The sequence below is a fragment of the Embleya sp. L77 genome (genome assembly GCF_055557415.1).
In genome coordinates this window covers 2901796-2916716 of the sequence record NZ_CM145710.1, presented here as the reverse complement: position 1 = coordinate 2916716, position 14921 = coordinate 2901796, and the positions used below count along the sequence as shown (strand labels likewise).

Annotated in this window: 11 protein-coding genes and 1 pseudogene; 7 read left to right on the top strand and 5 right to left on the bottom strand. The window is 68.7% G+C overall.

The genetic code is table 11. The annotated features are described in order from the left end of the window. Nucleotides 1–13 precede the first annotated feature (13 nt). Both ACZOOI_RS42220 and ACZOOI_RS42215 read right to left on the bottom strand, forming a co-directional pair. A complete protein-coding gene (locus tag ACZOOI_RS42220) occupies nucleotides 14–1573 on the bottom strand; it encodes an ABC transporter substrate-binding protein (RefSeq protein WP_465282126.1) in 1560 nt (519 codons plus the stop codon). A 527-nt stretch (nucleotides 1574–2100) separates the two neighbouring features. Continuing rightward, entirely contained in the window at nucleotides 2101–2592 is a 492-nt protein-coding gene (locus tag ACZOOI_RS42215) for a MarR family winged helix-turn-helix transcriptional regulator (RefSeq protein ID WP_465282125.1), read from the bottom strand. 85 nt (nucleotides 2593–2677) lie between these two features. On the opposite strand from ACZOOI_RS42215, the gene ACZOOI_RS42210 reads away from it, so the two are divergent. Beyond that, complete coding sequence (locus tag ACZOOI_RS42210; protein ID WP_465282124.1) at nucleotides 2678–3565, top strand: NAD(P)H-binding protein; 888 nt, start codon at nucleotides 2678–2680, stop codon at nucleotides 3563–3565. Continuing rightward, nucleotides 3562–4098: an anthrone oxygenase family protein gene (locus ACZOOI_RS42205; protein ID WP_465282123.1), complete on the top strand. Its 537-nt coding sequence runs from the start codon at nucleotides 3562–3564 to the stop codon at nucleotides 4096–4098. The genes ACZOOI_RS42210 and ACZOOI_RS42205 overlap by 4 nt, the downstream gene beginning before the upstream one ends. 45 nt (nucleotides 4099–4143) lie before the next feature. Here the strand turns inward: ACZOOI_RS42205 and ACZOOI_RS42200 are convergent, their stop codons facing one another. From ACZOOI_RS42200 to ACZOOI_RS42190, 3 genes are all read right to left on the bottom strand, one after another. Then, nucleotides 4144–5127: a BtrH N-terminal domain-containing protein gene (locus tag ACZOOI_RS42200; RefSeq protein ID WP_465284156.1), complete on the bottom strand. Its 984-nt coding sequence runs from the start codon at nucleotides 5125–5127 to the stop codon at nucleotides 4144–4146. Between the two features lie 408 nt (nucleotides 5128–5535). After that, complete coding sequence (menC, locus tag ACZOOI_RS42195; protein ID WP_465282122.1) at nucleotides 5536–6645, bottom strand: o-succinylbenzoate synthase; 1110 nt, start codon at nucleotides 6643–6645, stop codon at nucleotides 5536–5538. A gap of 24 nt (nucleotides 6646–6669) precedes the next feature. Further along, a complete protein-coding gene (locus tag ACZOOI_RS42190) occupies nucleotides 6670–7620 on the bottom strand; it encodes a GNAT family N-acetyltransferase (RefSeq protein ID WP_465282121.1) in 951 nt (316 codons plus the stop codon). Nucleotides 7621–8587: 967 nt separating this feature from the next. On the opposite strand from ACZOOI_RS42190, the gene ACZOOI_RS42185 reads away from it, so the two are divergent. The 5 genes and pseudogenes from ACZOOI_RS42185 to ACZOOI_RS42165 form a co-directional block, all read left to right on the top strand. Beyond that, nucleotides 8588–9595 (top strand): ABC transporter permease, encoded by a 1008-nt coding sequence (locus tag ACZOOI_RS42185; protein WP_465282120.1) that lies wholly within the window; start codon nucleotides 8588–8590, stop codon nucleotides 9593–9595. Between the two features lie 70 nt (nucleotides 9596–9665). Then, on the top strand, nucleotides 9666–11435 hold the full coding sequence (locus ACZOOI_RS42180) for an ABC transporter substrate-binding protein (RefSeq protein ID WP_465282119.1): 1770 nt from the start codon (nucleotides 9666–9668) through the stop codon (nucleotides 11433–11435). 109 nt (nucleotides 11436–11544) lie between these two features. Continuing rightward, entirely contained in the window at nucleotides 11545–12543 is a 999-nt protein-coding gene (locus ACZOOI_RS42175) for an ABC transporter permease (RefSeq protein WP_465282118.1), read from the top strand. Further along, nucleotides 12540–13637, top strand: coding sequence for an ABC transporter ATP-binding protein (locus ACZOOI_RS42170; protein ID WP_465282117.1), 1098 nt, complete (start codon nucleotides 12540–12542; stop codon nucleotides 13635–13637). Before ACZOOI_RS42175 ends, ACZOOI_RS42170 begins: the two co-directional genes overlap by 4 nt. A 23-nt stretch (nucleotides 13638–13660) precedes the next feature. Next, a pseudogene (locus ACZOOI_RS42165) lies at nucleotides 13661–14791 on the top strand (ABC transporter ATP-binding protein); the annotation flags it as partial. Between the last annotated feature and the right edge of the window lie 130 nt (nucleotides 14792–14921).

The window sequence follows — 14921 nt, the reverse complement described above, 5'->3', positions numbered from 1 at the left end:
CGGGGTGGGCCGGTCAGTCGGCGGTGCTTCGGGTGATTCGGTCGAAGTGCACGAGTCCGTCGTTGAACGGCTCGACGCCGGTGATGTGCCGGCTGTGCACGGCTGCCGCCGAGGCTTCCAGGTACACCCAGAAGGGCATGTCCCGGTTCAGCGCCGTCTGCACGCGCGTGTAGGCGTCCCGGCGGACCTTGGGATCGGGAGACAGTCGGCCCTCGCCCAGCGCCTTGTCGACGGCGGAGTTGCTGTAGCCGGTGATGTTGTTGATGCCCCCGGTGATCAGGAACTGATGCATGCTCGGTTCCACGTCGTCGGCCCACAGTTGGAAGACGGTTGCCTCGAAGTCGTGCTTGGCCGAGGTACGCGTGACCAGCGACGCGATGTCGACGACGTCCACGATCATGGTCACCCCCGGGTATCCGGCCAGCGTCCGCCGGATGTACTCGGCGATCTCCCGGGACTTGGGGCTGTCGGGTACCAAGTAGTGGAAAATGAAGGGCTTTTGGCCATTCGAGGTGAGCTTGGCGAAGAGTTCGCCCGCCTGTGGGGGTTTGTTCTCCACGGCCGCCAGGTTGACGTTCGCCAACGGGGAACTCGCGTTGAAGATGCCCCTGGCCTGGACGCCGAGACCCTTGTAGAAGCGGCGGTTGAGCTCCTCGCCGCTCAGCGCCAACGCGATCGCCCGACGTGCGTCCGCGTTGTCGAAGGGGGGCTTGCGCAGGTTGAAGGCGATCATCAGGCCGCCGTTCAGCAATGTCTCGTCGACCGTCAGGTTCTTGTCCCGGGCGTCGCCCAGGACGGTCGGGTCGGTGGTGACGGTGATGTCCGCTCGGCTCTTTGCGATCGACTCCGGCGCGGCCGCGATGTTGCGGTCCACCCGGAACACGAGTTCGTCGAGGTGCGGAAGTCCCTTCTGCCAGTAGTTCTCGTTGCGCACCATGCGCAGGTCTTTCCCGGGCTCCCAGGCAGCGAGTTTGAACGGGCCCGCGCCGATCGGGGTGCGCTTGAGTGCGGCTCGGCCCTCGGGCGTGGAGACGAACTTCGTGGGGGCGACGAACGCGAGGTTGCGGGCGACCATGTGGTCGAAGTTGGCGTTGGGGGACGGAAGTTCGATCCGCAACTGGAGGTCCGACACCAGGATCAGCTTGACGTCCCGCAGCACGCCGCCGACCAACGAATTGACCGTCGGATCCCGATGGGCGTCCCACGTCGCCTTCACGGCGGCGGCGTCCAGGGCCGAGCCGTCGGAGAAGCGCAGTCCCGCCCGCAGGGTCAGCGTCCAGTTCGTGAGCTGGGCGTCGCTGGTCAACGACTCGGCCAGCTTGGGGTGCACGGTGCCGGTCGCCGGCTCCGTCCAGACCAGGACGTCGTACAGCGCCGACATCCGGTTTCCGTCGGCCACATTCGGATAGCTCGCGCTGAACGGGTCGAGGCCGCGCGGCTCGCCCGGGAGGAGGAAGACGGCCGAGCCACCCGCCTGTGGTGTACCGGATGCGTCGGATTCGTCGTCGCCGACGAGCCCGCATCCGGCCGTGGCGCTCAGGCAGATCATCGCCAGGGCCAAGCCCGGCGCCAAGGGGCGCAGTACGTTTCGAAAGGGTCCGACGTTGCGAAGGAGGCCACCGAGTCCGGTGGTTCTTCGCGTGGTTCGCAGCGCGAACGGCACGAGGTGTGCACCTGCCCTGTATCGACGAGATATGGATACCGTGCGTCGCCGGTCAACCGGTCGAATCGTCGCGAGCAGGGCAGCGGATCGCCTGAGTGCGTGCGCCACTCGCGTCGCGTTCCGCGCGCCGCATGTCCGCGCGGCGCACGCCTCGCGTGTCGATCCGTCCGGCGCTACCGGGACGTGGCGAGAACGCCGCGGGACACGGACGGATCACGCCCCGAGCCTCGCGGCGCAACAGAAGCTATAGGCGCATTCGCGAGGCGGCTATCCATCCGGCGCGAGATTCCTCCTCCCGCGGACTCCGGCGTCGCGACCACGGCGTGCGATCGGGGGCGTGCATCGGCGCCCGGGCTGCGCCCCGACCCCGTGCGGTGGTTCGGTCGGGCGTCGCTCCCGTCAGGGGGCGCCGGACCGACCGATGTGCCCGGGTGCGGTCAGCCGGCCAGGTCCTCGGTCGCGTTTCGTCCCGCCGTGGCGGCACGGCGGAGGAATTCCGCGAAACGTTCGAGTTCCGCGCCCTCGTAGTCGGCGCAGATCTGCTCCACCGAGGTGTTCATGCCGGCGAAGAGCGCCAGGAGTTCGGCGTTGCGATCACGCAGGGCCCGGATCCGGGTGCCCCGGCGGTCCGAGGGGTCCGGCTCGCGGGACACCCAGCCGGCACGTTCGAGTCGGTCGAGGACGCCGGTCATCGTGGCGGCATGGAGACCGGCGCGGCGCGCCAGTGCGCTCGGGCTCAGCGGGCCGTGGGCATTGACGAGGTCGAGGCAGTCCAAGTCGACGTCTCGGAGCGTCAGATGGACGCTGACCTGCCGGTTGAGCAGGGACAGTTGGAGGCTCAGCGCACGCAGTCCCTCTTTGACGTCGACGGTTGCCCGTCGGCGCCGCCGGTCCGCGGCGCCCGCATCCTCATGTGCTACGGATTCCATAATTTACGCCTCCCAAATCAACATGCTATGGTTCTCGTATATTACGCCATGCGAACAATTATGGCCCGAGCAAGGAGACGTACGCATGTTCCTGGTGATCGGAGCAACCGGAACCGTAGGACGCGAAGCGGTGAACCTGGTGCTGGAGTCCGGCCGCAAAGTCGCGGCGGTCACCCGCAATCCCGCCGCCGCCGCACTGCCGGACGCCGCGCACGTCGTCGCCGGCGACCCGTCCAGGCCCGACACGCTGACGTCGATACCCGACGGTGTCGAGGCGGTCCTGCTCAGCCCGCGCGCCGCCGGCAGCGCGAGCCCCGAGCTGCTGTCACTGGCCGCGGCGCGGGGCGCGCGGCGGGTGGTGGTGCTGTCGGCCGCGACCGTGGAGCACCCGGTCGGCCACCCGCGCTTCATCGAGGAGTTCAAGCGGGCCGAGGCCGCCGCACAGGAGTCCGGTCTGTCCTGGACGTTCCTGCGGTGTGCCGACTTCGCCGCCAACGCTCTGGCCTGGGCGCCGCAGATCCGGGCAACCGGTGTCGTGCGCGGCGCCTACGGTGGAGCGGCGACCTCGCCGATCCACCACCGCGACATCGCGGAGGTGGCGGTCGCGGCGCTGATCGACCCCGCGCACGCCGGACGCTCCCACCTGCTCACCGGCCCGCAGTCGATCACGCAGTACGAAAAGGTCCGCCTCATCGGAGAAGCCATCGGCCGCGAACTGGCCTTCCAGGAGCTGGCCCCCGAGCAGGTCCGCCAGGCGATGCTCGCCCAGGGCCTGCCCGAGGACGTCCCCGACCGGCTGCTCGGTTCGCTGGCCGATTACGCCGACAAGCCCGGCCCGGCCACGGACACCGTGGAACGACTCCTGGGCCGACCCGCGCTGACCTTCGCCGCCTGGATCGCCGACAACACCGCAGCCTTCGCGGCCGGGACCGGCTCCTCGGCTCCCTCCTTTGGCGGGGAGGAACGAGCATGACCGACACTCCGGTCGTCACGGTTGCGCGATGGGTGAGCCTGCTGTTCTCGGGCCTCTTCGCAGGCTTCCTCCTCGGAGTGCTCGTGCTCGAGGTCTCGCTTCGCGATGAAGACCGTCACGTATACACCGCAGTCCGGCACGTGGAACTCGATGCGCTGGACAAGCTCGCGACCGTGACGCTGCTGCCGGCACTGATCGCGACCGCGTTTCTGGTCGTCGTCACGTTCAAAGCCCGGGACCGCACCTTCCGACTGCGCGCGACCGGACTCGCCCTGCTCCTGCTGATCGTCGCCGTGACGCTCGTGTTCAACATGCCCATCAACGCGGACCAACTCGACTGGGATGTGCAGGCACCCCCTTCGGACTGGGCGAGCGCCCGTGACCGTTGGCAGATCGCCCACGCCGTACGGACGGTCGCAGCGATCATCGCGTTCGCGACGCTCATCGCTGCCACAACGCGGCCGGCACGCGGCCCCCACGAGCCGACACGGCCACGGCACCCGGGCACGGTCCCGACGACGGCCGATCGGTAGGCGCAACGGACGGCGCGGCCACCGGCCGGGGGCGCGCTCGACGCCTCATGCCCCCAGGCGGCTCAGCGCTTGCATGGCCTCGCGCTCGATGCGCGAAAGATCGCCGAGGATCGTGCCGGCCTGTACGAGAAGTCGCGGCTCGCCCGATTCACCGGCCTTCTCGATCAGTGCTGCCACTTCCGTCCACAGGGTGGCTGCTTCGGTGTACAGCGTGTGGCCGGTGCGCAGATGGCTACTGTCGAGCACTTCGGTGCACTCGGCGAGGAAGTCGCGGTAGAGGTTCCGGAACAGGGCGCCGCCGGTGCCGGCCTTCTCCATCAGGAGGGCGGCCTGTGGCAGGTCCCGCCGCGGGGCGTCGGTGCGCTGGAACCATGTGCGAACCAGCTTGCCGGCCTTCTCGATGCCGCGGTGGCCGAGGTTGGCGATGGGCGGGTTGAGGAACGCTTCGGCGCAGCCGGTGATGGCGGGGATGATCTGCCCCGATGGGGAGGGCGGGTTCCTCGGAGCGGTGAGGGTGAAGGAGCGGTGCTTGGCGGTCATCGGGCCGCGCGCGGCCCTGGCCCGGGCAAGGCTGGTCAGGCTCGTGGCTACCGCTCCGCCCTGCTGGTCGGTGTCCACCAGGTAGGCGGAGCGGTCGTCGTAGCCGTACATGGCGACGACGTGGCCGCCGAAGTGGACCTTCGACCCGAAGTAGTCCAGATGGTAGCTGTCGAGTTGCAGCCCGACCGGTCGACCGGCGTCGATGACGGCTGTCACGTTCTCCCACGCCCTGCGGGGGGAGGTGGTTTCCCGGACCAGGAGCTCGTACCCGAGTCTGGTCGCCAGGTTTCCGGTGAGGTCGAACGGCTTGACCCGTCCCCCGAGGAAGGGGAAGCCCATGCTCTTGCTGTCCCAGTAGATGAAGGAGAGGCCGGAGCCGAGGCCGAAGAGCATGGGCTCGGACAGATCGAGTCCTTGGTGGCGCAGCAACACCCCCAGAGTCGTCGTCTCGCAGTGCTGCGCACCTCGGGCATCGATGTCCATCACCATGGTCACGCCGTGTTCTCCTCGACAGGAATCATCAGCCGGGTCATCGGTTCTCCTTGCGCTGCCGGTTTCGCCCGACGTGTCTGCGGCTCATGGCTTGGGCCCCTCGCGGATGAACTCGGCACGTACACCGGGGAGATCATGCCGCGCGCAGCCCGGGGAAGCGAGACGGCCTCGGCCACCGGCCCTCGAAGACTTCGAAGGCGGACACGGCCCAGGGGTCGCCGGGGCGGACCTTACGGACACGGCCCAGGGGTCGTCGGGGCGGACCTTACGGACACGGCCCAAGGGTCGTCGGGGCGGGACCCTGCGGTCCCGGCCCGGCGGCCCCTTCGCGACCTACGTCCTGCGGATCTCCCGTTTCACTCGGCTACGGGCCGACCCGCGGTCTTCGGGTTCGAAGGCGGGCGGTCACATCGCTATCCATTCGCTCGACGTGGTCACCTCGTCGAGGACGTCGGCAAGGGGCTCGACGCCCAGGCCGGGGCCGGTGGGGACGTCGAGGTGCCCGTCGGCGAGGACGAAGGGCTTCGTCAGGTCGGTGGCGAAGTATCGGCTGGAGCCGGAGGTGTCGCCCGGGAGGGTGAAGCCGGGCAGGGCGGCCAGTGCCACGTTGGCGGCGCGACCGATGCCTGTCTCCAGCATCCCCCCGCACCAGACGGGGACGCCGTGGGCGCGCGCGAGGTCGTGGATGCGGCGGGCTTCGAGATAGCCGCCGACGCGGCCCGGTTTGATGTTGATCACGGAGCAGGCGCCGAGGGAGATGGCCGCCGCGGCGTCGGCGGCGGACCTGATGGATTCGTCCAGGCAGATCGGGGTGCGCAGCAGCTTGGCCAGTGCGGCATGCTGGACCATGTCGTCGTTGGCCAAGGGCTGTTCGATCAGTTGGAGCCCGAAGTCGTCGAGTCCGGCGAGGTGTTGGGCGTCCGACAGCGTATAGGCGGCGTTGGCGTCGACCTGCAGGAGCAGATCGTCACCGAAGCGCTCGCGCACGGCACGTACCGGGCCGAGATCCCAGCCGGGCTCGATCTTCAGCTTGATCCGGACGTAGCCCTCGGCGATGTACCCCTCGACGGCGTCGAGGAGTTCGGGCACGGAGTCCATGATCCCGACCGAGACGCCGCACGGGATCCGGTCCCGAACGGCACCCAGGTAGGAGCCGAAGGATTCACCGGCACTGCGGAGTCGGGCGTCCAACACCGCCGTCTCCAGCGCGGACTTCGCCATCCGGTGGCCGGTGAAGGGCCGCAGGACACGGGCCACCGCGTGCACGTCCAGACCGTCCCTCGGCAAGGTGGGAACGAGGAACCTGCGCAGGACGTGTCGGGCACTGTCTACGTACTCGGAGGAATAGCGCGGCTCGGACATGGCCCCGCACTCGGCCCAGCCCTCGTGGTCGGCGGTGACGACGCGGACCAGCAGCACATCGCGGCTGGTCTCCACGCCGAAGGAGGTACGGAACGGGGCGACGAGCGGCATCGCGATCCGACGCAGTTCGACGCCGGAAATCTTGGTCTTCACGACGGGTGGCTCCTCTGCGGGCGGTCAGGCATGGGTTGTGGTGCGTTGGACCACGTAGCGGCGGCGTTCGTGGAAGCCGATGACACGGGCACCTTCGGCGAGCAGGCCGCCCAGGGTTTCTCGTACGGCCAGCCGCCAGGCGCGGGCGGCGCCGGGATCCGTGCGGCGCAGGGTCTCGATGTCGTCGGGGAGATCGACGAGTACGGTCTCGGCGTCGGTCGCGGCGGTCGCCGGGCGGCCGCCGTGATTGCGGAGGCCGTGCACGGCGCCGGCGGGCAGTTCGACCACCTCGGGCAAGGAGGGGGCGGTGAGGTCCCAGGCGGCCAGGACCCGGTCGGAGTCGTCGCCGCCGTTGATGGCGTCGTCCATCACGCCGTAGAAGCACGCCAGGTACTCTTCCGGCCGAGCGCCCAGCTTGGTCAGATTGAAGTAGGCGTTGCGGCGGATGAGCGGGTCGTAGGTCCAGGTGATGCGGCTGAGTCGATGGGCGAGCGCCCACTGCCGCTGGTGCATCTTGAGGGCGAGGCCCACGCCGCGCCCCACCACGGCGCCGGTGATGTGGGAGTGCAGGCTGATGCCTACGGGTTCGCCGAAGAAGGCGACCGACGCCCCCACCAGGCGGCCGTCCTCGTATGCTCCGGCCACGTAGTTGCCGGAGTGGGAGAGCGCCCGCATGACCTCGGCGGAGATGGGAGACCTGCCGGATCGGGACCCCCAGATGTCGGCATAGAGGAGGCTGACGGCATCGAAGTCCTCCATCACGCGCAGTTCTCGGATCACGGACACTTCCTTGCGGTTCGTCTTCAAAGCTTCTCCGGATGCCGAGGGCTCCGAGGCGAAGGTGGCGGAGCACCGGCGCGCGTCGTCCTCGATGAGCGGGCGGAAGCACGTGGGCCGGAAGTAGACCCGCGTGCACAAGGATTCGGGTGTACTCGTGCCGGCGCGCACGTCCTCGGCGAGGCGTCGGTGGCGCATGACGACGACGGCGTCGCACGCCTCTTCCGCGACGCGAGGTTGTGCGACGTGAACAACATGGTCAGGAGCTCGGTGCGCGGGTGACGGCGATGCGCCGACGCCGGACGCCGGGGGCATCCGGAAGCGGCGTGCTCGCGTAAGCCGGGGTGAACAGGTCCCCGGACGGCACCACTGCGAGTGTGTGTGTCCCCGCCTTCGTGCGGCTTTGTTTCACGGTACGAGGATGTGCGCGCCCCTTTGGACGGCGGAACAAGCAGGCGTGCTCCCCGACTGCGGGAACCGCTCCGATCGCGATTCGGCGAGGACGAGGTAGGCCGGGACGACGGCGGCCCCGTGCCGCCGCATCCCATGATCCCGACAACTTCGAGGACCGGTCCCAGATCGGGCCCCGGTGCCGCGCAACCTCACCTCTATAGCCAGTCTCACAAAGCATCCGGGGAATCTCTGGACTGGTATCGCATGTACCCGGCCGGCCCGGAAGCGACGCTGTCCGCATGCACAATCCAGCAAACGTGCGGCAGGCACCGCCGGCAACCGCACCCGACACGACCCGGGCCGGCGCGACCGGAACCAGCACGCGCACCACCGCCCCCGCCGGCATCCATCCCGCGTTGCCCGGCCCGAGCCCCGCGACTCGGACAAGGTGGTCTCCCTCGCCGTCGCGAGGCATGACGAAGTCCTCAGCGGCCGTCGTCTGATCACGGTTTCGGTGCCGGGCCATCGCTCCGATCGCGCCTTCGGTGCGGGCCATCGCACGAAGGTGGCGGTACGTGTCCGCCTCGGGCGGACCATCACCCCGGCGCCCGCTTGATCGGAACTTCTCCGACTCCTCGGCCCGGCAGCGTGGCGCCGAAGCGTTGGGGAGTTCCACACCAGGGGCGTCTGCCCTTGTGGCCGACCACGTGATGACGCCGCCACGGCGGCAAGTACCTTCCGGCCGGCGCCGGTTGAGAGGAGTCCCGGTCAGATGACGGCACCATTGCACGAGCCGATCGCGGAAACGGCCCCGAGTGCGGCCGAGGAAGCGGCGGCGCTCCGGGGCAACGCCGGTCCCGTACAGGGTCGTTCGTTGGGACGGATCGCCTGGGAACGGCTCAAGCGCGACAGGCCGGCGCTGACGGGTGGCGCCGTCATCCTCGCGCTCGTCGTGATCGCGCTGCTCGCGCCCGTGATCTCGAACCTCGTCGGACAGGATCCGGACGCCTACCACGAGGACACGATCGACCCGCTGTTCGGCACCCCCAAGGGGTCGTTGGGCGGCATCAGCGGCGACCACCTGCTGGGTGTCGAGCCGGTCAACGGCCGGGACGTCTTCGCCCGGATCCTCTACGGCGCCCGGATCTCGCTGCTCGTCGGTTTCCTGTCCGCCCTGGTGGCGGTCGTCCTGGGTACGATCCTCGGCATTCTGGCGGGCTTCTTCGGCGGCTGGGTGGACGCCGCGATCAGCCGCGTCATGGACGGCCTGCTCGCCTTTCCGCAACTGCTGTTCATCATCGCGCTGGTCTCGGTCATGCCGAGCGAGATGCTGGGCATGACCGGGTCGAGCGTCCGCGTCTTCGTGATGATCCTGGTCATCGGCTTCTTCGGCTGGCCCTACATCGGGCGCGTGGTTCGCGGCCAGACACTGTCGCTGCGTGAACGTGAATACGTCGAGGCCGCCCGCTCGTTGGGCGCCGGGCGCTTCTACATCCTGTACAAGGAACTGCTGCCCAACCTGGTCGCCCCGATCGTCGTGTACACGACGATGATGATTCCCACGAACATCCTGACCGAGGCCGCGCTCAGCTTCCTGGGCGTGGGGGTCAAGCCGCCCACGGCCTCGTGGGGACAGATGCTCTCGAACGCGATCGATTACTACGACTCGGATCCGCTCTACATGATCGTTCCGGGCGTGGCCATCTTCATCACCGTCCTTGCCTTCAACCTCTTCGGCGACGGGGTGCGCGACGCGCTCGATCCCAAGGGCTCCCGCTGAACTGCCGTACCCCGGGCGACCCGCGGCATTTCACACGGGGTCTCTCATCACATCCGGAGGATCCGAGATCATGACTACCCAACGCACTTCAGGGCGGCACAAGCAGGCACTGGCCGCTGCGGCCGTGGTCGCAGGGCTGCTGACCACGACGGCGTGTGGCGGCGGCGACAAGACGAGCGGGGCCGGCTACGACGCCGCCAGCACCAAGGTCGTGAACGCCGGCACCGCGAAGGGCGGCACGCTGAAGTTCGCCGGCACCCAGGACGGCGACTCGTGGGACACCACGCGCAGCTACTACGGCTTCGCCTGGAACTTCATGCGGTACTACAGCCGCCAGTTGGTCACCTACAAGACCGAGCCGGGCAAGTCGGGGGCCGCGCTCCAGCCCGACCTCGCCGCCGACCTGGGCAAGGTCTCGGACGGCGGCAAGACCTACACGTTCACCCTGCGCGACGGCATCACCTGGGAGGACGGCAGGCCGATCACTTCCAAGGACGTCAAGTACGGCATCGAGCGCCAGTGGGCGCAGGACGTGCTGTCGGGTGGTCCGGTCTATCTCAAGGACATCCTCGACCCCGACGGCGAGTACCAGGGCCCCTACCAGGACGAGTCCGCCGACAAGCTGGGCCTGAAGGCGATCGAGACACCCGACGACAAGACGATCGTCTTCCGACTGCCGCAGGCCAACAGCGACTTCCTGCAGATGCTCGCGATGCCTGCGGCCTCCCCGGTACGGCAGGACAAGGACACCAAGTCCAAGTACGGCCTGCGTCCGTTCTCCAGCGGGCCGTACAAATTCGCGTCGTACGAGCCGGGCAAGAGCCTGGAACTGGTCCGCAACACGCAGTGGAAGGATGCCTCGGACCCGGTCCGCAAGGCCTACCCGGACACCGTCAGCGTCAAATTCTTCTCCAACGCCAATGACTTGGACCAGCGACTGATCGCCGGCGACTACGACCTGGACCTCAACCAGTCCGGCCTGTCGCCGCAGGGCCGCCAGACCGCGCTGAAGCAGCACAAGGGCAACCTGGACAACCCGTTCTCCGGCTACGTCCGTTACGCGGCCTTCCCGCAGAACGTGAAGCCGTTCGACAACGAACACTGCCGCAAGGCGGTCATCCTCGGGGCCGATCACCTGTCCCTGCAGACCGCACGCGGCGGCCCCGTCGCCGGCGGTGACATCGGGACCAACATGCTGCCGCCGACGGTCCCGGGGACCGAGGGCCGGGCGTACGACCCGTACGCCATGGCCGGCGCCGACAAGAACGGAAACATCGCCAAGGCCAAGGAGGAGCTGATCGCCTGCGGCAAACCGGACGGCTTCGGCACCACCATCGCCGTCCGCAACAACAAGCCGGTCGAGGTGGCCACCGCCCAGTCCCTGCAGGCGTCGTTGAAGAGGATCGGCATCGACGCGCAGATCGACCAGTACGACGGCTCGCAGACCTCCGGCATCGTCGGCAGTCCGAGCAACGTGGAGAAGAAGGGCTACGGCATCATCATCGACGGCTGGGCCGCGGACTTCCCATCCGTCCAGGGCTTCGGTCGGCCGCTGTGGGACAGCAAGTACATCCTGGAGAGCGGCAACGTCAACTACGCCCTGATCAAGGACAAGGCGATCGACGAACTCTTCGACGCCTACGCCCAAGAGCCCGACGAGGGCACCAAGGCCCGGATCGCCACGCAGATCGACCACAAGGTCATGGAGGGCGCGTACTACCTGCCCTTCACCTACGAGAAGTACCTGAACTGGCGCTCCGGCCGACTCACGAACGTCTACATGACCGACGCGTACAACGGTTACGACTTCGTCAGCCTCGGTCTCGAGTCCTCGAAGTGAACTCCGGCGCACCCGCCGAACGGCACGAAAGGCAGGTGAAGGCCGGCGCGGCGTGATCGCGGGCCGCCGGAAGCCCCGGCGGCACGTGATCCGCGGCAGGCCATAGGCTGTGCTCGCTTACCTTATCAGGCGGCTGTTCGCCGCCGCAGTGATGCTGGTGGTCATCATCCTGGTGGTCTTCGGCATCTTCTTCCTCGTCCCCCAATGGGCGGGCGTCGACATCGCCGCGAGCTTCGTGGGCAAGCAGGCCGACCCCGCCGCCGTCGAGGCCGTGCGGGAGAAGCTCGGCCTGAGCGACCCCATCCACCTCCAGGCATGGGAGTTCTTCAAGGGCATCTTCGCCGGCCGCACCTACTCGACCGGCGGCGACGTCGTCCACTGCTCCGCACCGTGCTTCGGCTACTCGTTCAAGAGCGAACAGGCCGTCTGGCCGGTGCTGACCGACCGCTTCCCGGTGACCCTGGGGCTCGCGCTCGGAGCCGCCGTGTTGTGGCTGGTCTTCGGTGTCGCGGCGGGTGTGCTCTCCGCGCTCAAGCGCGGCAGCCTCTGGGACCGCAGCGCGATGGTCGTCGCCCTCGCGGGTGTCTCCCTCCCCATCTACTTCACCGGCATGCTCTCCCTGGCGACCTTCGCGTTCGGGCTGAAATGGTTCGACGCGCAGTACGTGCCGCTCGGCCGGAGTCCGGGCGGTTGGTTCGGCGGCATGATCCTGCCGTGGATCACCCTCGCCTTCCTCTATGCGGCGATGTACGCGCGCATCACCCGCGCCACGATGATGGAGGTCCTGGGCGAGGACTACATCCGCACCGCGCGTGCCAAGGGCCTGCGGGAGCGGACCGTGGTCGGAAAGCACGCCATGCGCTCCACGATGACGCCGATCCTCACGATGCTGGGCATGGACCTCGGCGCCCTCATCGGCGGCGCGATCCTCACCGAGTCGACGTTCAACCTGCCCGGCCTCGGCCAGGCGGTGCTGAACGCCATCAGGAACCAGGACCTGCCGGTCATTCTCGGCGTCGTCCTGATCACCTCCCTCTCGGTGCTGCTGGCCAACCTCGTGGTGGACGTCCTGTACGCCGTGATCGACCCCCGAGTGAGGCTCGCATGACCGAACCCGGCACGAGCGCAACCGCGGTGGGCGGGCCCGCCGCCGCTTCCCCCGCTCCGCGTGCCTTCCTCGAAGTACGCGACCTGAGGGTGCACTTCCCGACCGACGACGGCCTGGTCAAGGCCGTCGACGGGCTCGGCTTCCAACTGGAGAGAGGCAGGACCCTCGGCATCGTCGGCGAGTCGGGCTCCGGCAAGTCGGTGACCTCGCTCGGCATCATGGGCCTGCACACCGCCGGCCAGTACGGCAGGCGCAAGGCGCGGATCTCCGGCGAGATCTGGCTGGACGGCACCGAGTTGTTGTCGGCCGGACCCGAGCACGTGCGCAAGCTGCGGGGCCGTGAGATGGCGATGATCTTCCAGGATCCGCTGTCCGCGCTGCACCCGTACTACACGATCGGCCAACAGATCGTCGAGGCGTACCGGATCCACCACGACGTCGACAAGAAGGCCGCCCGCAAGCGTGCGGTCGAGATGCTCGACCGGGTGGGCATCCCGCAGCCGGACAAGCGGGTGGACAACCACCCGCACGAGTTCTCCGGCGGCATGCGTCAGCGGGCGATGATCGCGATGTCGCTGGTGAACAATCCCGAATTGCTCATCGCGGACGAGCCCACCACCGCCCTCGACGTCACCGTCCAGGCACAGATCCTCGACCTCATCCGGGACCTGCAGAAGGAGTTCGGCTCCGCGGTCATCGTCATCACGCACGACCTGGGCGTCGTCGCCGAACTCGCCGACGACATCCTGGTGATGTACGGCGGCCGCTGCGTCGAGCGAGGCCCGGCGGAGCAGGTGTTCCACGAGCCCCGGCACCCCTACACCTGGGGGCTGCTCGGTTCGATGCCGCGCCTGGACCGCGAGCAGCAGGACCGGCTCGTTCCGGTCAAGGGCTCCCCGCCCTCGCTGATCGACCTCCCGTCCGGCTGCGCCTTCAACCCGCGTTGCCCGTACGCGGACGTGCCCGCGGACGACGTCACCCGCACGGTCCGCCCCGAGCTGACCGAGGTCGGCGCTGGGCACTGGGCCGCGTGCCACATGACGCGGGAGCAGCGGGAGCGGATCCGGACCGAAGAGATTGCGCCGAAGTTGTGAGTGAGAACGCGAAGGACGACGCAGTGGGCATCCCCGCACATGGCGACGGCGGCCGGGCCGGTGATTTCGGCTCGACCGAGGCCGGCGGTAGGGCCACCCTCACCGCGGACGCAGCGCCCGGCGAGGTCCTGCTGAGGGTGACCGGGCTACAGAAGCACTTCCCGATCCGAAAGGGCCTCTTCCAGCGCCGGGTCGGCGCGGTGCGCGCCGTCGACGGCATCGACTTCGAGGTGCGCTCGGGCGAGACCCTCGGTGTCGTGGGCGAATCGGGCTGCGGCAAGTCGACGATGGGCCGGCTGATCGCCCGACTGCTCGAACCGACCTCGGGGACCATCGAGTTCGAGGGCAAGGACATCACCCACCTCGGCGTGGGCGGCATGCGCCCGATCCGCCGCGACGTGCAGATGATCTTCCAGGACCCGTACTCGTCGCTGAACCCGCGCCACACCACCGGCACCATCGTCGGCGCCCCCTTCAAGCTCCAGGGCGTCGAACCCGAGGGCGGCATCAAGAAGGAGGTGCAGCGACTGCTGTCGGTGGTCGGCCTCAACCCCGAGCACTACAACCGCTACCCGAACGAGTTCTCCGGCGGCCAGCGGCAGCGCATCGGCATCGCCCGCGCGCTCGCTCTGCGGCCCAAGCTGATGGTGGCGGACGAGCCGGTGTCCGCGCTGGACGTGTCGATCCAGGCCCAGGTCGTCAACCTCATGGACGACCTGCAGCAGGAACTGGGCCTGACCTACCTGATCATCGCGCACGACCTGTCCGTCGTCCGGCACGTCTCGGACCGGATCGCGGTGATGTACCTCGGCAGGATCGTCGAACTCGCCGACCGGGACTTGCTCTACAGGGCGCCGATGCACCCGTACACCAGGGCGCTCTTGTCGGCCGTCCCGATCCCGGACCCGCGGCGCAGGAACGCCGGGCGCGAGCGCCTCCTGCTCGACGGCGACGTGCCCTCGCCGATCGCCCCGCCCAGCGGCTGCCGCTTTCACACCCGATGCTGGAAGGCGACGCGGATCTGTACGACGACCGAGCCGCCTTTGAAGGAACTGAGGCCCGGTCAGCGGGTGGCCTGCCACCACCCGGAGAACTTCGCCGACCAGGCCCCGCAGGACACCGTCCTGCCGTCGGTCGCGAAGCAGAGCGCGGAGCCGGGCGCACCCGGGTAGGCGCCGTGACGCACGTACGGCCGGCCGGTACCGATGACACGGGTACCGGCCGGCCGCCGGTCCGGGCGTACTCGCGACGCTCCGATACCGCCTTGCCGGGCCGAGGAGTTCG